The organism is Asticcacaulis benevestitus DSM 16100 = ATCC BAA-896 (assembly GCF_000376105.1).
Lineage (GTDB): Bacteria > Pseudomonadota > Alphaproteobacteria > Caulobacterales > Caulobacteraceae > Asticcacaulis > Asticcacaulis benevestitus.
Map to the genome: position 1 here is coordinate 66,388 of NZ_AQWM01000008.1, position 20,135 is coordinate 86,522.

General features: G+C 59.8%; 11 protein-coding genes. 8 read left to right on the forward strand and 3 right to left on the reverse strand.

Annotation, left to right across the window (positions count from 1 at the left end):
* The first annotated feature begins 1 nt into the window (after position 1).
* Together B060_RS0111110 and B060_RS0111115 are read left to right on the forward strand one after the other, a co-directional pair.
* Positions 2–1,036 (forward strand): sulfate/molybdate ABC transporter ATP-binding protein, encoded by a 1,035-nt coding sequence (locus B060_RS0111110; RefSeq protein WP_018081860.1) that lies wholly within the window; start codon positions 2–4, stop codon positions 1,034–1,036.
* Positions 1,037–1,306: 270 nt separating this feature from the next.
* The gene (locus B060_RS0111115) at positions 1,307–2,929 is read left to right on the forward strand and encodes an inorganic phosphate transporter (RefSeq protein WP_018081861.1); all 1,623 of its coding nucleotides are present in this window, start codon (positions 1,307–1,309) and stop codon (positions 2,927–2,929) included.
* 1 nt (position 2,930) lies between these two features.
* Here B060_RS0111115 and B060_RS24285 read toward each other — a convergent pair whose 3' ends face one another.
* Together B060_RS24285 and B060_RS24290 are read right to left on the reverse strand one after the other, a co-directional pair.
* Complete coding sequence (locus B060_RS24285) at positions 2,931–10,073, reverse strand: beta strand repeat-containing protein (protein WP_018081862.1); 7,143 nt, start codon at positions 10,071–10,073, stop codon at positions 2,931–2,933.
* 225 nt (positions 10,074–10,298) lie between these two features.
* Positions 10,299–10,958: an efflux transporter outer membrane subunit gene (locus B060_RS24290; RefSeq protein ID WP_018081863.1), complete on the reverse strand. Its 660-nt coding sequence runs from the start codon at positions 10,956–10,958 to the stop codon at positions 10,299–10,301.
* A 268-nt stretch (positions 10,959–11,226) separates the two neighbouring features.
* On the opposite strand from B060_RS24290, the gene B060_RS28430 reads away from it, so the two are divergent.
* The 6 genes from B060_RS28430 to B060_RS0111145 all read left to right on the forward strand — a co-directional run bounded on the left by B060_RS28430 (position 11,227) and on the right by B060_RS0111145 (position 18,782).
* On the forward strand, positions 11,227–11,448 hold the full coding sequence (locus B060_RS28430) for a helix-turn-helix domain-containing protein (RefSeq protein WP_425303991.1): 222 nt from the start codon (positions 11,227–11,229) through the stop codon (positions 11,446–11,448).
* On the forward strand, positions 11,372–11,788 hold the full coding sequence (locus B060_RS24295) for a hypothetical protein (RefSeq protein WP_155847792.1): 417 nt from the start codon (positions 11,372–11,374) through the stop codon (positions 11,786–11,788). Before B060_RS28430 ends, B060_RS24295 begins: the two co-directional genes overlap by 77 nt.
* Before the next feature lie 364 nt (positions 11,789–12,152).
* Positions 12,153–15,392, forward strand: a complete 3,240-nt coding sequence (locus B060_RS0111130; protein WP_018081865.1) for a TonB-dependent receptor — start codon at positions 12,153–12,155, stop codon at positions 15,390–15,392.
* 92 nt (positions 15,393–15,484) lie between these two features.
* Positions 15,485–16,210 carry a SapC family protein gene (locus B060_RS0111135; protein WP_018081866.1) on the forward strand — a complete coding sequence of 242 codons (726 nt, stop codon included), beginning with the start codon at positions 15,485–15,487 and terminating at the stop codon, positions 16,208–16,210.
* Positions 16,211–16,232: 22 nt separating this feature from the next.
* The gene (locus tag B060_RS0111140; protein WP_018081867.1) at positions 16,233–17,258 is read left to right on the forward strand and encodes a cupin-like domain-containing protein; all 1,026 of its coding nucleotides are present in this window, start codon (positions 16,233–16,235) and stop codon (positions 17,256–17,258) included.
* Positions 17,259–17,282: 24 nt separating this feature from the next.
* Positions 17,283–18,782 carry a tryptophan halogenase family protein gene (locus B060_RS0111145; RefSeq protein WP_018081868.1) on the forward strand — a complete coding sequence of 500 codons (1,500 nt, stop codon included), beginning with the start codon at positions 17,283–17,285 and terminating at the stop codon, positions 18,780–18,782.
* A gap of 5 nt (positions 18,783–18,787) precedes the next feature.
* On the opposite strand, the gene B060_RS24300 is transcribed toward B060_RS0111145, so the two are convergent.
* A complete protein-coding gene (locus B060_RS24300) occupies positions 18,788–19,906 on the reverse strand; it encodes a lactonase family protein (RefSeq protein ID WP_018081869.1) in 1,119 nt (372 codons plus the stop codon).
* Positions 19,907–20,135 lie beyond the last annotated feature (229 nt).

Here is a 20,135-nt window from a genome sequence, read left to right on the forward strand (position 1 = left end):
CATGTCGCTCATTATCAAGAACGTCAACAAGACCTTCACCAACTTCCCGGCGCTCAAGGATGTGACCTTCGAGGCCAGGTCGGGAGAGTTCATCGCCCTGCTCGGCCCATCGGGTTCCGGCAAGACCACGCTTCTGCGCCTGCTGGCCGGGCTCGATACGCCCAATGCCGGCGAGATCAGCTTTGAAGGCGAGAACTACCTCAAGCTTAATCCGCGTGATCGCCGCGTCGGCATGGTCTTTCAGTCCTACGCCCTGTTCCGTCACATGACCGTGGCGCAGAACATCGCTTTCGGCCTCAATGTCCGTCCTGCCAAGGAACGCCCGTCGAAGGCCGAGATAAAATCAACCGTTGAGCGCCTACTCAAGCTGATCCAGATGGACGACCTCGGCAAGCGCTACCCCTCGCAGCTTTCCGGTGGCCAGCGCCAGCGCGTCGCGCTCGCCCGCGCCCTCGCCATCAATCCACGCATCCTGCTGCTCGATGAGCCCTTTGGCGCGCTGGACGCTCTGGTGCGCAAGGATCTGCGCCGCTGGCTGAAACGTATCCATCATGAGACCGGGGTCACCACCATCTTCGTGACGCACGATCAGGAAGAAGCGCTCGATCTCGCCGATCGTGTCGTCGTGCTCAAGGGAGGTAAGGTCGAACAGATCGGCACGCCGCTCGAAATTCACAGCCAGCCGTCCTCGGCCTTTGTTTTCGATTTTCTCGGCTCGGCCAACAAGGCCAATGGCCACATCAAGGACGGCATCGCCCATTTCGACGGCTTCTCGGCGCCGGTCGCCGGAGCAGCGAATGATGGTGACTACACCTTACGCTTCCGCCCTTACGAGGCGCACCTTTCGCGCACAGGCGCCGGCATTCCGGTGACGGTGACCGCCGTCCTGCCGGCGGGCAGTAACCTGCGTCTGGAGTTGAAAGGGACCGATGGCGCCCTGTTCGAGACCCAGCACTCCCACGGCAGCGAAGCACAAGGCTTTTCCGTCGGCGACACGCTTCGCCTAAAGCCGGAACGGGTCTACGCTTACGCCTAGTGACCCCTCTGCTTTTTTTCAGGCCGGGTTCAGTCCCGGCCTGTTTTGTCCGTGTTCGGCGCAAATGCGCAGAAAAAACCCTCTATATTGTGCGGGATAGCGGCAATAGCACTTGAAAATTCATATAAATTCTTTGTTTTCAAGGCGCTAGTTTCTAAAATCGTCACAAAAGTGTCATAAAAATCGTTCGACTCTTGACCGCTCTCCTGTCAAAGAGCGCCAGCAAGGTTTCCGATAGCGACAGCTTACGGGTACAGTCTGGAGCCATTCATGTTCGATGCGTCCTTTGAGTCCAACCCGATTGACTCGGTGACCCCGCCGCCCGTTCCGCCCAAAAAGCTGCGTTTGTCCCCCAATCTGTTCTTTTTAGTGCCGATCCTGTTGGGTCTGATCTATGTCGGTTACAGCGTCCATAAAGATGCCGCCGCCATCGGCGAGCCTTTGGCCATGGGCGCTTTTCTCTTCCTGGGTCTGGCCCTGCTGATCGCGTTTGGCTTCGAGTTCGTCAACGGCTTCCACGATACCGCCAACGCTGTCGCCACCGTCATCTATACCCATTCCATGCCGCCGCTTTTCGCCGTCATCTGGTCGGGCGTCTTCAACTTCCTTGGAGTCCTGGCCTCGACCGGCGCGGTCGCTTACGGCATCGTGATGCTGCTGCCCGTCGAACTGATCCTGCAGGTCGGCACCGGCGCCGGCTACGCCATGATCTTCGCCCTTCTGATCTCGGCCATCATCTGGAACCTCGGCACCTGGATCCTCGGCATACCCAACTCGTCCTCGCATGCCCTGATCGGCTCGATCATGGGGGTCGGCCTCGCCAACCAGCTCATGACATCAGCGGTCAACGCCACCTCGGGCATCGATTGGGCACAGGCGGCCAAGGTCGGCAAGGCGCTGATCTTCTCGCCGCTGATAGGCTTTATCGCCGCCGCCCTCCTGTTGCTGGCCATGAAGACACTGATCCGCAATCCGAAGCTTTACGAAGCGCCGAAAGATCAGGCACCGCCGCCGTTCTGGATTCGCACCACCCTGATCGCCGCCTGCACAGGTGTATCGTTCGCGCACGGCGGCAATGACGGCCAGAAAGGTATGGGCCTCATCATGATCATCCTCATTGGCGTCGCGCCGGCGACCTATGCCCTCAACCGCGCCCTGCCCGACACCGCCCAACCGGCCTATGTCGCTTCCCTCGATGCCGGTGAGCAGGCCTTCGCCGTTCACGCTCACGGCGCTTCCGTCCCCACGCTCGATATCGCCCGCAGCGCCGTCAATGCCGCCGTCCGTAACCGCCGCATCGATACGCCCGATCTCTACGGCGCACTGGCCATGATGACTGGCAATATAGAGACCCAGATCAAGGTTCACGGCGCGTTGAGCAAGGTTCCGGCCGCCGACATGCCGCAACTTCGTAACGACATGTATCTGGTCAATGGCGCGGTCAGCATTCTCAAAGCGGACAAAAACGCGAAAGCCATGCCCGACACCAAAGCCTTAAGCGGCCTGCAAGCCACGCTGAACGACATGACACGCTACGTCCCCACCTGGGTGAAAATCGCCACAGCTCTGGCGCTCGGTCTTGGCACCATGGTCGGCTGGAAGCGTATCGTCGTCACGGTAGGTGAGAAGATCGGCAAATCGCATATGACCTATGGCCAGGGTGCCGCCGCGGGTCTTGTAGCGGCCGTCACCATCTACGCCGCTGAACGTCTCGGTCTGCCGGTCTCGACCACGCATATCCTCTCCGGTGGCGTGGCCGGCACCATGACCGCCAACCGCTCAGGCCTGCAATGGTCAACCATCCGCGGCATTGCCATGGCCTGGGTGCTTACCCTGCCCGCCACCGTCGTGCTGTCAGGCCTGCTCTACTTCATCCTGCGTCAGGTTTTATAAATCAAGCCATGGCGTTGTTAAGCGCCGCCCGTTGCGCCGGCGACAACGGCGCGATCTGTGTCGTGGTCAGGTAGCTGATCTGCAAGGCGCTGAAGCCGTCGATCTGGGCCGGCGTCAGGCTGGTCAGGAAGGTGGTGCCGAGCAGCGCCATATTGGTTGAGCTGATCGCGGTCAGTTGTGAGGCCGAAAGCGCCGCATATTCATTCGTCGAGAAGCTGTCGAACTGCGATGGCTGAAGCCCGGCCATCTGGGTCGGCGTGATCGACATAAACTGGGTCGAGGTCAGGCCCGCGCGCTGCGTCGAGGTTAGGTCGGCGAACTGGGTGGCGGTCAGGCCGGAGAGATTGGCATTGCTGAGCGCCTGCAATTGCTGCGTCGTCAGGCCGCGCAACTGGTTGCGCACCAGCGCGCCAAGCTGGGTCGAGGTCAGGGCGGCGAATTCGGTCGTGGTGAATGAGGCGACATCCTCGGCCGTCAATCCGCCGATCTGGGTGGTGGTCAGGCCACCCAGTTGCGTCAGGGTCAGGGCGGCGATCTGGGTGGTGTTGAGCCCCGCCAGCGCCGTCGTGGTGAAGCCGCTGATCTGGGTCGGGGTCAAGACCGCCAGTTGGGTCAGCGACAGGCTGGCGACCTGGCTGTAGTTCAAGCCGCTGATACCGGTAGCCGATAGTGATGAAAGCTGCGTCGTGGTGACCAATTCAATATGGGCACTGAGCAGGGCCGACACGCCCGTGGCCGACAGTGCCTTGAACTGGGTCAGGCTGAGCGCCGCCACCTGCGAAGCATTGAACGCGGTAATGGCGGTGGTGGCCAGCGCCCCGACCTGCGTCACGGTCAGGTTGCTGATCTGGCCGGTGGAGAGGCTGGCGGCTTGGGTCGCCGTCAGGCTGGCGATTGCCGTCGTCGAAAGCCCGGCGGCCTGGGTGGCCGAGAGGTTGGATATCTGCGTCGCCGTCAGGCCGTTGGCGCTGGTGGTGGTCAAACCGGCAAGCTGCGCCGCGGTCAGGGCGTTGAACTGCGTGGTGGTCAGGACGGCCATGTCATCGCTGCCGAGGCCGCCAAGCTGATCAGACGTCAGCCCGCGAAGTTGGGTCGAGGTCAGGAGCGCCATCTGCGTGGTCGTCAGGCCGCCGATCGCGCCTGAAGCGATACCCGACATCTGCACGGCACTTAAGCTTTTGAGCTGCGTTGTGCTGAGATTGGCAAGGACCGTCGAGGTCAGGCCGCCCATGGCTGCGGCGCTGACCTGCGTCAGTTGCGTCACGCTCAACTGACCGAACTGCGTGGTGCTAAACGCCGACATCTCTGTCGAGGTCAGACCGGCCAGTTGCGTCGAGGTCAGGATGGCCAGTTGCGTCGAGGTCAGCGCTGCAATCTGTCCGGTCGTCAGAGCGCCGATCTGCGCCGAGCCCAGCGCCTTCAGTTCGGTTGTCGTCATGGCGGCGAACTGCGTGCTGGTCAGCCCCCCCAATGCCGTATGCGAAAGCCCGCCGATCTGGGTCGAAGTCAAATTGCCGATCTGTGTTGACGTCAGGGCGGCGATGTCGCTCGTATCGAGCGCACCGACCTGCGCCGCCGTCAGGCCGCGCATCTGGGTCGAGGTCAGGGCAGCGATCTGTGCCGTGTTGAGCCCGGCGATGGCGGTGGAAGCGATGGCGCCAAGCTGGGTCGAGGTCAAGGCGGATATCTGGGCGGTGCTCAATGCCCCGATCGCGTCATAGCTCAGGCCGCCAAGCTGGGTGGTGTTGAGATTGGCCAGAATAGTCGTATCGAGACCTGAAATCTCAGCCGGATTAAGCGCCGAGAGCTGCGTCGCCGTCAGACCGCGCAACTGTACCAGGCTGAAGCCCTGCAATTGCGTCGAGGTCAGGGCCGAAATCTGATCCGTGGTCAGTCGGCCAAGCTGTGTGGAACTGAGCACGCTCAACTGGGTGCGATCGAGGCCGCCGACGACGGCTTCGCTCAGGCCCGTCAAGCCCGAACTCGACAGCGCCGCAAGCTGCGTGGTCGACACTGCCGAGAACTGGGTCGATGTCAGAGCGGCCACGCCGGTGGCCGACAGGCCGTTGATCTGGGTCGTGGTCAGGGCGGATATCTGCGAGGTCGTCAGGCCGCCGATATTGCTCTCGTTCAGTGCCGCCATCTGCGTTGCGGCCAGGCTCATGAACTGGCTGGTGCTTAAGCCCCCTATTTGTGTCGAGGTCAGACCGCCAATGGCGTCGGCGCTCAGCGCTCCCACCTGCGTCGGGGTCAGGCCGGATAGCTGGGTCGAGCTCAGCGCTTCGGCCTGTTCAGCATCCAGCCCCTTGATCTGGGTCGAACTGAAACGGGCCAGATCGGTGGCGGTCAGTTGCTGAACCTGTTCTGTGGTCAGGCCGGCAATCTGGGCCGAGGTCAGGGCGTTAAACTGCGAATTGCTAAGGGCCGCCATCTGCGTTTCCGCAAGGCCCGCTAGGGCTGTCGTCGAAAGCGCCGCCACCTGCGTCAGGGCCAGGGCTTGGAGCTGTGTCAGGTTAAGGGCGCGCATTTGCCCATCGTCAAGGCTGCCGAGCGCCGTCGTGGTCAAGGCCTTGATCTGGGTGGCGCTCAAGGCCGCAAGCTGGGTAGCGCCGAACGCCGATAGCGTGCTGGCGTTAAGCGCTCTGATTTGCGTCGCCGTCATCGCCGACAGCAGGGTCGTGGTCAGGCCGCTGACATCATCGCCGGTCATGGCAGCGATCTGCAAGCTCTCCAGACCGGCAAGCTGGGTGGTGGTGAGAGAGGCCATCTGGTCGGCGCTGAGGCCGTTGAATCCTGTCACCGAAAGGGCGCCCAATTGCGTCGAATTCATCACGCCGAGTTGCGACAGGCTGAGCGCCGCCGCTTGCGTCTGCGTCAGGCCTGCGATCTGCGTCGTAGTCAGGGCGACGGTATTAGTGATACCCATGCCGCTGACCTGGTCAGGGTTCAAGGCCGAAATTTGGGTTACTGTCAGGGCACGCAGCTTGGCCGTGTTCAGGGTTTGCAACTGGCTGGTCGTTAGTCCCGCCAGACCGGTCGTCGACAGCGATGCTATCTGTTGAGTCGATAAATAGCCAATCTGCGTTGTCGTTATGGCAGCGACCTGCGCCTCGGTAAAACCACTGATGGCCTTGTTGCTGAGCGCGAATATCTGAGTAGCGGTAAGGCCGGTGATTTGTTCGGCGGCCAGACTCTGCATCTGCGTAGCTGTCAAAGCCGCAAGCTGGGTCTGGCTGAGCTTACCTATGATGGTGGTGGTCAGGCCATCAATCTGCGTTGTACTGAGTGCGGCGATCTGGGACGTGGTAAGCGCCAGAATCTGGGTGGAGGTCAGGCCTGAAAGCTGCTCGGCGCTCAAGCCGGTTACGCCGTTCCTTGACAGCCCCGCAAGCTGCGTGCCGGTGAGCGCGCTGATCTGCTCACTCGACAAAGCACTGATCGCTGTGGAACTAAAACCGTTCAGCGCCGTCATCGTCAGGTTGGCCACCTGTATCGGGCTCAGCGCGGCCATCTGCGTATCGGTGATGGCGCCAAGGGCGGCCGCATTCAGCGCACGGAACTGGGTGCTCGACAGGAGGGCGAGATTGTCGGCGGACAAATTCCCGATTTGGGTGGCAGTCAGTCCGGCAATCTGGGTTGTGGTCAGGGATTGCAGCGCTGCGGTCGTCAGCGAATCCAACTGGCTGGCGCTTAAGCCGGAGAAAGCGGCAGTACTCAGGCTCTTCAACTGGGTGGAAGTCAGCGACGAGAGCTGATCGGCTGAAAAACCGGTCGCAGCCGTCGCGGTCAGACCTTTGAGTTGGGTGGCGCTGAGTTCGAGAATTTGCGTCGTTTTGAGCCCTGACAGACTGGTGCTGGTCAGGCCGGAAAGTGCGGTCGAGGTCAGGGCATCAAGCTGAGCCGTGTTCAGCTTCGAAATCTGTTCGCTGGTCAGACCGGCCATCTGGCTCGCCACCAATCCGCCTACTTGTGTGGTCGATAGCGCACGGATCTGATCGGTGGCCAAAAGCCCAATCTGTGTGGCATTCAAGGCACGGGTTTGAGTCGTGTTCAGGCGACCAACGGCGGTGCCCAGCGCCGCAAGCTGGCTGGTGGTCAGGTTCTGCACCTGGATGGCGCTCAAGGCATTCAGGGCTGTCGGGCTCAGGGCCGCGACGCGCGTATCGCTCATGCCCGCCAGCGCCGTGGTGGTCAGGGCCGCAAGTTGTCGCGTCGAGAGATTATCGATCTGGGTTCCGGTCAAGGCCGCGACCTGCGTCGAGCTTAAACCGCCCAGGCTGGTGCTGGTCAGGCTGGCCAACTGCGTCGTCGTCAGGTTGCTGATCTGATCGACGCTCAGGGCGCTGGTCTGGTTGGCACCTAGGGCAGCGATTTGCGTCGTCGAAAAACGTCCCAGACCATCAACGCCAAAATCGGCCATCTGGGTGGCCGTCAAACCGCGCATCTGCGCTGCCGTCAGGGCCCCGACTTGAGTCGAGGTCAGGCTGGTGAATTCGGCCGCGGTCAACTTGCCGACCTGGCCGGCTGTCAGGCTGGCGATCTGCCGCGCCGTCAGGCTGGCCAGTTGCGTGCCGCTGAATTCGGCAAAATCATCGACCGTCAGGCCGGTGAGTTGAACGGTCGTCAGATTGGTCAGGACGCTCGTTGTCAGTCCCGCCACTTGATCACCACTGAGTGCACTGACCTGGGCTGCGTTCAGCGCCCGCCACTGGGTCTGGCTAAGCGCCGACAACTGGTCGTTCGACAAAGCCGATATGGCCGTCCTTGTCAGGCCGAGCAATTGTGTCGTTTCCATCGCCGCCAAACGGCCCGGGCTCATAGCTACGATTTGCGCGTCGCTGAGACCTGAGATCATCGTGGCTGTCAGCACACCGAACTGGGTGGTCGTGAAAGCGCCGAGCTGCGTATTGGATAGATTGGCGATATCGTCCGCCGCCAGCCCCTTGATCTGCGTGCTCGACAGGCTGCCGATCTGTTCCAGCGTCAGCCCCCCGACCTGATCGACGCTGAGATAGCTCATCTGGGCAGCGCTGAGCGCCGCCACCTGCGTGGCCGACAGCGAGGCGATCTGCGCCGTACTGAGGCCGGCCAGTTGCACCTTGGTCAGGGCGGCCACCTGCGTCGTTGTCAGGTTCTGCAGTTGCGAGGTGGTCATCGAACCCAGCGCGTCGGTGCTGACATTCATGATCTGGCCAGTACTCAGGGCTGCCAATTGCGCACTCGACAGCGCCGCCAACTGATTGGCATCGAGCGCCTTCATGGCCGTCAGACTCACGCCCTTAAGCTGGGTGGACGACAAAGCCGCAAGCTGCGTCGTGGTCAAAACGCCCGCCTGCGCGACGTTCAAGCCGGCGATCTGTGTCGAGGTCAGGCTGGTGAACTGGGTCAGGGTCAGGCCGGACACCTGCTCGACGCTCAGGTAACTGATCTGGGCCGCCGTCAAGGCCGCCGTCTGGGTACTGTTGAGGGCCGCTACCTGTCCGGTGCTCAAGGCCGCCATCTGCGTCTTGGTCAGGCCCGGCATCTGCGTTGAGGTCAGGCTCATCAGTTGCGTGGTGGAAAATTCGCTGAGCGTCTGCGGATCGATGCCACTCACCTGGAGCGGGGTCATCGCGGTGAGCTGCGTCAGCGAAAATGCCGAAAGGGTATCGATATCGAGCGCCGCCAGAACCGTCGTGGTCAGGCCCTTCACCTGCGTCGTCGTCATCTCGTTCAGATGCGTGGCGCTCAGTCCCTGCACCTGCGTCACGGTCAGGTTAGCGACCTGGGTCGCGGTCAGACCGGAAAGCTGCGTCGCGGTAAGGCTGTTGAGCATATCAGTGCTCAGGCTGCGCAACTGAGCGCCGGTCAGGGCCGATAGCTGGGTGGCGCTGATGGCGTCGAACTGGGTTGTGCTGAGCGTCGAAAGTGATGAGGTGGTCAGGCTGCTGACCTGCGTGGTTTTCAGCAAGGCGAGCTGGGTCAGGGAGAGAAGCGGCGCCTGATCCGTGCTGATTCCGGTCATCTGGCTGGCCGTCAGAGACATGATCTGGCTTGCGCTCAGCCCTCCGATCAGGGTTCCACTAAGATACCCGATCTGTGCCTTGCTCAACGCTGAAATTTGCGTCGAGCCGAAACCTGAAAACTGTGTCGCAGTCAGGCTGTCAAGTTGGGTATCGGTAAGGGCCTGGATCTGCGCGGCCTTCATCTGTGTGAAGCGGGTAGCGCTTATAGAGTCGATCTGTTGCTCGCTGAGCGAAGCGATCACGCCGACGGCAAGGGCCGACCACTGGTTTTCGTTCAGGTCGCTGAGGAAGGTGGTCCCCATATCGGAGATCTGGGTGGTTGTCAGGGCGCCGATCTGGCCGGTGGTAAAGCCCGCGATCTGCGCCTCCCCCAGCCCCATGATCTGTGTCGCCGACAGCGCCTTGATCTGGGTGGTGCTGAAAACGGAGAGCTGGCCCGGCGTAAGCGAGGACATTTGCTCCGGCGACAGACCGGCAACCTCCGTCGTCGTCAGCCCCTTGATCTGGGTGGTGGTCAGGCTGGCCAGTTCAGCATTGCTGAAGGTGGCCAGGCCCGTGGTGCTTAGCCAGCCGATCTGGGTGGAGGTCAGGCCGACGATCTGGCTTGAGGTCAGCGCTTCCAGATTGGTGGTCGACAAAGCCTTGAGCTGGACGGAACCGAGCGCTGACAGTTGCGTGGAACTGAGCGCCGCCAGTTGCGTCGTGGTCAGGCTGGCCAATTGATCTGTGGTGATGCCGCGCATTTGAGCGGCGGAAAAGACCGCCAGTTGCGATGACGACAAAACCGCGAACTGCGCCGGCGACAGTTCGCCGATATCGATAGCCGTCAATCCCTTAATCTGCAGCGTATTCAGCGCGCCGATCTCTTCGACGCCAAAGGCTTCCATCTGCACATCGATCAGCACGGTCAGTTGCGACGCGCTGAACACCATTTGCTGGGTGGTAAAGGCGGCGATCTGGTCAGGTGTCAGCGCCATCATCTGGCGCGTACTGAGCGCCGCAATCGCCTCGGCGCTGAAGGCCGCAATCTGCGTCACCGACAAAGCGGCGATGTCCGTCGGCGTCATCGACTTGACGCCCAGGGGGGAAATAGAACTGATTTGAGCGGCGCTATAAGAGGCGTAGACCGACGTGACCACGGTTCTTCAATTCCTGACCTGGATACATTTTGGGAAGGGCGGCATACAGCCAGGGACTCACAGGTCCGCAAGGGTGTATTTTACACCTGCCCGAGACCTAACACAGCCCGCACGTGCGTCCAACAAAAATAAGGTATCATAGGGGCGTGTATCGCACCGTCCACAGGACGCAAAACGGCGCGGCTATGAAGCCGCGCCGTACAAACCGCAGGTTACGCCTGACAGTTAGTTGCCAGATCCGCCGCCCAACACTTTGTAGAGCGTGATCAGGTTGACGCTGCGCGCCTGACGAATCGAGATCAGACCCTGTTCGGTGGCATAGGCGGTGCGTTCAGCGTCCAACTGGTCGAGAAGGCTGTCAATGCCGCTTCTATAGCGTGCCCGCACCAGCGTCAGGCTGATGTCTGCAGCTTTAGCGGCCTTGTCGGCGGCATCGAAACGACGGTCAATGGTGGCGCGGACAGCCAGAGCATCCGCCACCTCACGGAAGGCCGTCTGAACAGTCTTCTCATAGGAGGCGACAGCGATGTCACGCGAGGCCTCCGCCCCTTTGAGATTGGCGCGATTGGCGCCGCCGGCAAAGATCGGGACGCTGATGGAAGGTATAAAGCTCCAGCTTCCCGTGCCTGATTTGAACAGTCCGTCGAGATCACCACTGCTAGAGCCCGTGGACCCGGTCAGGCTGATGCTCGGGAAAAAAGCTGCCCTTGCCGCGCCGATACTACCATTCGCCGCCTTGATATTATGCTCGGCGCTCAAGACGTCCGGGCGCCGGATGAGCACATCCGATGGCAGCCCTGCCGGCAGTTCTGCAAGGATCGCCGTGTCATCGGGCAGGCCTGAGGGCAGATCAGCATCTGGCACCTCTGCACCGCTCAGCAGCACAAGGGCATTGCGATCCTAGTTGACCTGAGATTCGTAACGCGCCACATCGCCACGCGCCCTCTCGGTCAAAACTTCAAGACTGCGCAGGTTGATCTCACTCATAGCTCCCAGATCGAACCGGCGCTTTGAAAGCTGGTAATCCTGTTCGCGCGTCGCCAGGGTTTCGCGGGCCAGACGGAGGAGGTCCTGATCGGCGCCGAGCGTTATCCACGCTGAACTTAAGACCCAACGCCCGCGCCTGAGCCGCGAAGCCCGGCAAAAGCAAATTCTGGAGGCCGCGATCGCCTGCGTTCTGCGCCACGGCTTTCACGGCGCCAGCATGTCCGAGACCGCCAAGCAGGCGCAGATGAGTGTGGGCATTATCTATCGTCACTTTGAAAACAAGGAAGCCATCATCGAGGCGATTGTGGCGCTTGATCGCCGAGCTGCGCACCGACGTGGCAGAATACCTGTTACGCGCCGAAAGTGGCGAGCGCGACAAGTCGCTTGATGATGCGATCTCCTTTATCTCCCGCCAGCACGAACGCAAACGCAGCGCCCTGGCCTTGGAGATCTATGCAGAAGCGGCACGTAATCTTAAGGTCGAAGCCATTGTACGCCGATCCGCCGCTATAGAGCGCGAGCTTATCCTTACGCTGGTAAAAATTACCGCTTCGCCAGACCTCAGTCCCGTCGAACTCGATGCCCGCGCCGACATGCTGCGCATTATTGCTGACGGCATGACAGTACGCGGTCTCTACACGACCGACACGGATCATACCGCTCTCGCTCGCGTGCTCAAACCCGTATTCGACATGATCGTGCAGATCGACAGCGTGACAAGGTCTTAAAAAAGGTAACCCCTTCCTCAAATATGTCAGGCATGTAAACTGTCATATATATACAACAACCACTGGTAAAGTTCCCGTTTGACGATATTCCACATTTGAACTGACAACCTTGTCATGATAGCGTTATCAACATAAGGAAATCGCGACTCGGTTGTCGAAGATTTCAAAACGGGAATGAAACGCCAGGGGCACATACCGCTTCAAGCGCTTTTGTAAAGAGTTCGTGCCTGGCCGAAAATGCGGTTTCAGACATGAGAGAGTGCGTCAAAATCTTTGTGTATTCAAAAGCCTGCTTAACAGGCATGTAAACATAACAGTGCCGGCGTACTTGGTAGCGATTAAAGAAAACCAATGGGAGAAGAAAATGACCAATAAATTTGGGGGCCTTATGCGTAAGGCTGTCCTGTGCAGCGTTTCGACGCTGGCCCTGGGCGCCATGACGAGCACCGTGTTCGCGCAGGACGCGACCACGGCTGCACCGGCAGACGAGTCAACCGTCGTCGTGGTGACCGGCATCCGCGGCTCGCTGCAACGCTCGATGAACATCAAGAAGAACGCCACCGGCGTTGTCGACGCCATCTCCGCGGAAGACATCGGCAAGTATCCAGATACCAACCTGGCGGAATCGGTCCAGCGCGTTCCAGGCGTGTCCATCAACCGCGTTAACGGCCAAGGTTCAGAAGTCACAGTTCGTGGATTCGGCCCCGGCTTCAACCTCGTTACCCTGAACGGCCGCGTCATGCCGACCGCAAACGTTTCGGTTGTCGGCGGTGACACAGACTTCAACGGCGGCGGCACACGTAACTTCGATTTCGGCAATATTGCCTCTGACGGCATCAGCGGTTTTGAAGTTTACAAGACCGGTAAGGCCAATATCGCTTCCGGCGGTATCGGCGCCACCCTGAACATCAAGACCCTGCGTCCGATCACCCAGGCAGGTCATCGCGGCAGCTTGTCGGTTAAAGCCCTGCACGGCGACAACATGGTCGACGGCAAGGATTTCACGCCGGAAGTTTCCGGCGCCTATAGCTGGACCAACGACTCGAAAACCTTCGGTGTCTCCTTGTTCGGCGCCTATTCCGAACAGGATATCGCTACCCGTTCGGCGACCCAGAATGCCTGGAACATCGACTACTTCGCCACCTGCCCGACCGCGCAACCCGACTGCTCGCTTTTCCTGCCTAAGTCCAGCGGCCGTCTGCGTTACGATTCGAACGGCAACCTGCTGACCCAGATCACCAACCGTCCGCCCGACGGCGCCCAGGTCTCTTACGGCAACGACAGCCGCTATCAGCTTAATGATGCCCATACGAAGCGCACCAATCTGCAAGCCACCATTCAATGGCGCCCGGCGGAAAACTGGCTGTTCACGGCTGACGCCCTTTATTCTGAAAATACGGCCAGCGAACAACGCGCCGACTCCGGCAACTGGTTCAACCGTCCGTTCGATAAGATCACCTTCGAAAAGGGTGCCTCTGGCATCTATAACGCCGTCTACATGCAGGAAAATGAAAACGGCACCAAGGATATGGGCTTCGAGCAGGCTCTGCGCGGCACCAAGGACACCCTCACCTCGTTCGGTCTGAATGCCGAATGGACAATTAACGACAAGATGAGCGTGACTTTCGATGCACATAGCTCGAAGGGTGAGTCTCTGCCGGGCAATCCGAATGGCACCAGCGCCGTTCTGATCGCTCTTGGTGCTCCTGTCATCGCTGAGCACTCGGTCGATTTCCGAGGCGATATCCCTATCCAGAAGTTCACGATCAATGACAGCAATCCGGTTTACAAAACCAATTCTGCCGGCAAACTCGTTGACGCCAATGACAATGTTATTGTTGATGCAAACGGCAACCTTCTCCCCGGCACCTCGCGGGTGATCGTTGGCTATCGCGGCAACAACAACGGCAAGCTGGATCTGGGCGATGTGGGTTCGCAGGTCGGTCGCATGGTTACGAACAGCCAGACTCACCAGATCGACGAATTCAAGGCCAATTTCGCCTATGATCTTGAAGGCGAAAGCCGCTTCGATTTCGGCATCGATCTGCTGAAAGGCAAGATGGAAACCACGACCGGCCAGACCTATCAGGCTCTGGGTGACTGGGGTATCGGCAATCCGGGCGACGTGGCCCTGTATGCTCCTGGTCTTGTCCAGACCTACGATATCGGCGCACTCTTCCAGGACTTCACGCCTGGCCAATCCAATATCGCCTTCCGCGGCAATGCTCTGGATATCTACAACGCACTCGCCAAAGGCTATAACACCACGATCCCAACAGCCGCTCTGACATCGAACACGATCGAAGAAAATGTTAAGGCGATCTACGGCCAATTCCAGATGAAGGGCGATCTGCTCGGTATGGAAGCCGGCATCGTTGCCGGTCTGCGGTATGAAAAGACCGATATCGACGCCTCGGCTGTTCAAAGCCTGCCGACCGCCATTCGCTGGACGGCGGACAACGACACCACTGTCGATTTCAACGGCGGCGTTGTTACACTTGCGCAAAAGGCCAGCTACGATAACTGGTTGCCGAACCTTGATGTCACGCTGCATGTCCGTGACGATGTGATCGCTCGTGCGTCTTACTCCAAGACGATCGCGCGTCCCGCGTTCAGCGACATGTTCCTGACGACTACGGTTGGCGGCCCGCCGCGCCCCACGCTTAACGGCGTGAACCCGACAGCGAACAAGGGCAATGTTGACCTGCTTCCGCTGGAATCGAGCAACATCGATTTCTCGGTCGAGTGGTATTACGGTCCATCCAGCTATGTTTCGGCTGGTTTCTACAACAAGGACATCGCCAACTTCGTTGGTCGGGGTTCGGTCAACTCGGATCAATTCGGTCTGCGTGACCCATCCTCCGGTCGTCCGGGCACGCGCTCGGGCGCTGCATCAACGGCTCTAAGCAATATCGGCCAAGGCACCACGGATGTGAACCTGTTCACGATGACCGCTCTGATCATCAAGAACAACGGCAATTCGGCCGCCGCCACGAGCGAATATCAGTCCCATCTGAATGGCGCGGGTAACCTGGATCAAACCTTCGTCGATCAGGTTTTGAAGACCTACGATATTACGGCTGACTCTACTGATCCGTTGTATACCTTCGTCACCAGCATCCCGGTCAACAACAAGAATGCTAACCTGCATGGCTTCGAATTCGCCATCCAGCACTTCTTCGGTGACACCGGCTTTGGTGTTTCGGGCAGCCTGACAACGGTTGACGGCGACATCAAGTTCGACAACACGGCCGCCGATACAAACACCGTCCAGTTCCCGCTGCTCGGTCTGTCGAACACCTACAACATCACCGGTATCTACGATAAGAACGGCCTGTCGGCACGCCTGTCGTACAACTGGCGCGATGAGTACATCAGCGGCGCAAACCGCGACGGTACAGCCCACAACCCGACCTATGTCGAGCCCTTCGGCGTGGTGGATCTCGCGGTCAGCTATCAGTTGACACCTAGCCTCCAACTCACCTTCGACGGTCTGAACCTGAACAAGGAACACATTCGTCAACACGGCCGCGATGATATCAACTTCATCTACGCCCAGGAACTGGACACACGCTATCAGCTTGGCCTGCGTTACAAGTTCTAATACAATCGACGCTTAATACCGTCACGGGAAAGGCCGCGGTTCGCCGCGGCCTTTTTTCGTAAGGTAAGTCAGAACAGTGAGGATGATAAAAAATGACCCAGACCGTCCTGCTCGATAATGTCGAGCACCATGATTTAAGGTTGATCAGCGGCCATTCCGCGGCTTTGGGCGACAAGGTGAATATGGCGCTGGTCTTCCCGACCGAGTTCGCAGAGGTTCAGCGCGAATACCCGATCCTGTTCCGTCGATCGGACAACGGCACGTTTCAAGCCTTTGCCCTATTGGGACTGGATCGCGACGAAAACCTCTACCTCGACGACAAGGGCTGGCAGGCCCGTTATATTCCGGCCATTCAGGCGCGCGGCCCGTTCCGCATTGGCCTGCGTGAGCAGGAAAGCGGCGTCACAGAACCGATGATCATGGTCGATCTCGACCATCCGCGCATCAGCCGCAGCGAAGGCGCCCCGCTGTTCCAGCCGCATGGTGGCCACTCGCCGGCGCTTGAGCGAGTCGTCCAGACCCTGCGCACGCTGCATGTCGGGGCCGAAGCCAGCCATGCCATGTTCACGGCCTTTGAAACAGCCGGTCTCATCGCGCCGGTGGAGATCAACATCCGCCTCGATGAAACGACGCAGTACAGCCTGCCAGGCTTCTTTTCTATCAGTTCGGACGGCCTGAGCCAGCTTGAGGGCGCTACCCTCGAAAAGCTCAACACTGCCGGCTTCCTCGCTCTGGCTTTCTGCGTGTTGACCTCCATGGGCAATATGTCGCGGCTGATCGAGATGAAGAACCGCCAACGCGCTCTTTTACCCGCCTGAACAAACGCGTAAGCTGTAGGCCATGGTGCATATAACGACCAAGACCAAGGTTCTCGAGGGGATCGCGCCCGACGCCATCCCTTACGATGAGCTGTTAGCGATGCAGTCGCCGGTCATCCTTAAAGGCGTGGCGCGTGACTGGGGGCTGGTGCAGGCAGGCAGCGCCTCGCCACAGAACGCCATCGATAAGCTCAAGGGTTTCTATCAGGGGCGTCCGGTCACTGGATTTACTGGCGCACCGGAAATCTACGGCCGTTTCTTTTACAATGATGAGGTAACGGCCCTGAACTTCAAGGCCGAGCGCGTCCTGCTTGACGCGTTTCTTGATCAGATAGCCGACCATCTCGCAGACCCCGCGCCGCCGTCCTTCTATCTCGGCTCGACCGATCTCGACACCTATCTGCCGGGGCTGCGCGCCGAGAACGATCTTGACCTCAGTCACCCGATGTTCACCAGCGTTATCGCCAGCATCTGGATCGGCAATCGCACCACCGCCACGGCGCATTTCGACATGTCGCACAATCTCGCCGTATGTGTGGCCGGCCACCGTCGCTTCACGCTTTTCCCCCCCGAACAGGTGGACAACCTCTATCCCGGTCCGCTGGAACCGACCCCCGGCGGCCAGGTGATCAGCATGGTTGATTTCCAATATCCCGATTACACGCGCTACCCCGGCTTCCGCGAAGCTGAGGCTGCAGGTCAGGTCGCTGATCTCGAACCCGGCGACCTGTTGTTCTATCCGGCCATGTGGTGGCATCACGTCGAGGCGCTCGATTCCTTCAATATTCTGATCAATTACTGGTGGAACACGACACCGACCTACATGGACACCCCGATGAACACCCTGCTGCACGCCCTGCTCTCGTTGCGCGACCGGCCGGATGCTGAGAAGGCGGCGTGGCGCAACCTGTTCGACTACTACGTCTTCGGACCGGCTGAGCGCGCCGGCGCGCACCTGCCAGAAGCGGCGCGGGGTAATCTGGGGCCACTGGACGATATGAAGGCGCGACGCCTGCGTGCCATGCTGCTTAACCGCCTAAACCGATAAAAGAAACGATAAGGGAAAATCGACATGAACGAACAGCGCGTGAAGAAGGTGGTCATCGCCGGCGGCGGCACAGCCGGCTGGTGCACGGCGGCGGCTCTCAGCAAGTTGATCGGTCCGTTGCTCGACATCACCCTGGTCGAATCCGAGGATATCGGCACGGTCGGTGTCGGCGAATCCACCATCCCGACCGTGCGCACCTTCCACCGGTTTCTCGGCATCGATGAGCGTGAGGTCATGCGCGCCACAAACGCCACCTTCAAGCTCGGTATCTCCTTCGAGAACTGGGCGCGCGAGCAAGATCAGTATTTCCACGCTTTCGGCACCATTGGCCGCTCGCCTTGGATGGCCGATTTCCATCATATCTGGCTGCAAGCCAGGGCTGATGGCTACGGTGGCGATCTGGGCGACTATTGCCTGGAATTGCAGGCCGCCAAGGCTGGCCGCTTCCAGACCTCGGAAAAGGCCACGATCAACTACGCCTATCATCTTGATGCCGGGCTCTACGGACAATTTCTGCGCAAGCTAAGCGAGGCCAACGGCGTCAGGCGTATCGAAGGCAAGATCGCCCGCGTTGAACAGGACGCTAAATCCGGCTTCCTCACCGGTCTTGTTATGGATTCAGGCGCCACCATCGAAGGCGACCTGTTTATCGACTGCACTGGATTCCGTGGTCTTTTGATCGAGCAGACGTTGAAAACAGGCTGGGACGACTGGAGCCATTGGCTCCCCACCGACAGGGCCCTGGCCGTGCAGACCGACTCCGTCGGGACGATTATGCCCTATACCCGCGCCATTGCGCACGACGCCGGCTGGCGCTGGCGGATCCCACTGCAAAGCCGTGTCGGCAATGGCCTGGTCTATTGCAGCCAGTATCTATCGGAAGAGGACGCCCGCACGCGCCTGCTCGGCGCGCTCGACGCCCCGCCCCTGTTCGATCCACGCCTGATCCCTTATTCCACTGGTCGTCGCAAAATGTCGTGGAACAAGAACTGCGTGGCGCTTGGCCTCTCCAGCGGCTTTATCGAACCGCTCGAATCGACCAGCATCCACCTGTTCCAGATCGGCGTGACTCGTCTGGTGCAGATGTTCCCCTTCAGCGGCATCACTCAGGCCCTGACCGATCGTTATAACCAGGCCGCCCGCGCCGAACTGGAACGCGTCCGTGACTTCGTTATTCTGCACTACAAGGCAACCGAGCGCGACGACAGCGCCTTCTGGCACGACCGACATAACATGTCCGTGCCAGACACCTTAGCGGCGCGTATCGAACTGTTCCGAGAAAAGGCCTATGCCTATCAGGCGCCGGACGATCTGTTCCGCGTCGATTCCTGGGTACAGGTCCTGCTCGGCCAACGCATCGAGCCACGCGGCTGGCACGGCGTTGGCAAGCTGATGCCGCGCGAAGACGCCGTCCGAGGTCTGGAAGGCCTGAAAGGCAGCATCGCCAAGGCCGTCGCCGCCATGCCGCCGCATGATCATTTCCTGGCGCAATACTGCCCGATGAAAGACGTCGTGCCCGCCTGACAGCCTTAAGCAGACACGCCGATAAAGACGGGCGTGGAAACGGCGATTTTTTGATCCTTCGGCGCCAGAGTGCCATCGGACTTGATCTCGAAAATGACCAGATCGTTGCTATTCTGGTGCGCCACGACAAGGCGCTTATGATCTTCATACACAGCGAAGAAGCGCGGCCAGTTGCCGAGCGTCGGCGACACCTGAATAGGTTCCAGACGGCCATCAGCCGCCACCGAAAACACCGCGATGCTGTTATGCCCGCGATTGGAGGCGTAAAGCCGGTCACCCGCCGCATTCAACGCGATATGGGCGCAGAAGCTTTCGCCCTTGAAGCCTTCCGGCAAGGTAGTGATGGTCTGTGTAGCTTCAAAACGACCATCCTTCGCAGCTTTCAAGACAATCACCGTATTGCTCAGTTCGGTGACCAGATAGGCGTGAACGCCATCCTTATGGAAGATCAGGTGACGCGGCCCGGCGCCGCCTGGCGCATGATAGGCCTCGAAAGCCTGCCCCACCGCGCCTGTCGTAGCATCGAAACTATAGCCCAGCACCTGATCTGTGCCGAGATCGACGCTGTAGATATAGTCGCCATGAAACTGCACCCAGTGGGCGTGCGGCCCTTCCTGCCGGGCCTTGTTCGGTCCGGAGCCCGCATTCTGGCGATTGGCCGGCGGCTGCTCCAGCCCACCCTCAGCGCCGATCTTGTACACGACGACATTGCCCGAAGAATAATTGGCGACAGCGAGATAGCCGCCGCTTTGATCGAGCGCTGCATAACAGGGCGAAGCGCCCTGGCTGGAAACCTCATAGGTCTTGTTCCACGCCTTGTCGTAGATACCGATGCGGCCTTCGTCCTTTTCGTTGAGCAGGTAATAGTGCTGTGAAACCGGGCTGTAGGCGCCAAATGAAACGTTTTCGATCGCCGGCAGGGCCGCGCCAAGCGTCCAGCTATCGGTGGCCGAAGTGTAGATCAGCGGATAGATGCCCTTGGCCGCATCCGAACTATAGGTGCCGACGAACAGATTAAGATCGCCCTCCGCCGCCTGTACGGCGCCAAAGACCGAAGCGCCCGCCAGGGCTGTAGCGCCAGCCAGAAAAACGCGGCGATCAGGAGAGAGTGTCTGGCGAATCATCGGGCGGTCTCCGGGGGGCATCAGGTTAAAGGTTCTGCCCCACCCTAACCGAAAGTCCGGCAAAGGGGCCAGCCCCTTTAAAAAATTCCCCTGACAGGCGATCTCAACAAAACGACACATTCGGTTGATTATAAAGATGGTTTTCACCGCTTTTGAAACTTCCACCGGTTGAGTAAAGTTTTTGGGAAGAATGGCCTTACGAGTTCCTTAACCCCTGCGGACAAAAAAT

What these genes read in the sequence shown, in the direction of transcription:
- B060_RS0111110 (WP_018081860.1), top strand. Translation starts at nt 2, where the DNA reads ATGTCGCTCATTATCAAGAACGTCAACAAGACCTTCACCAACTTCCCG.
- B060_RS0111115 (WP_018081861.1), top strand. Translation starts at nt 1,307, where the DNA reads ATGTTCGATGCGTCCTTTGAGTCCAACCCGATTGACTCGGTGACCCCG.
- B060_RS0111130 (WP_018081865.1), top strand. Translation starts at nt 12,153, where the DNA reads ATGACCAATAAATTTGGGGGCCTTATGCGTAAGGCTGTCCTGTGCAGC.
- B060_RS0111135 (WP_018081866.1), top strand. Translation starts at nt 15,485, where the DNA reads ATGACCCAGACCGTCCTGCTCGATAATGTCGAGCACCATGATTTAAGG.
- B060_RS0111140 (WP_018081867.1), top strand. Translation starts at nt 16,233, where the DNA reads ATGGTGCATATAACGACCAAGACCAAGGTTCTCGAGGGGATCGCGCCC.
- B060_RS0111145 (WP_018081868.1), top strand. Translation starts at nt 17,283, where the DNA reads ATGAACGAACAGCGCGTGAAGAAGGTGGTCATCGCCGGCGGCGGCACA.
- B060_RS24300 (WP_018081869.1), bottom strand. Translation starts at nt 19,906, where the DNA reads ATGATTCGCCAGACACTCTCTCCTGATCGCCGCGTTTTTCTGGCTGGC.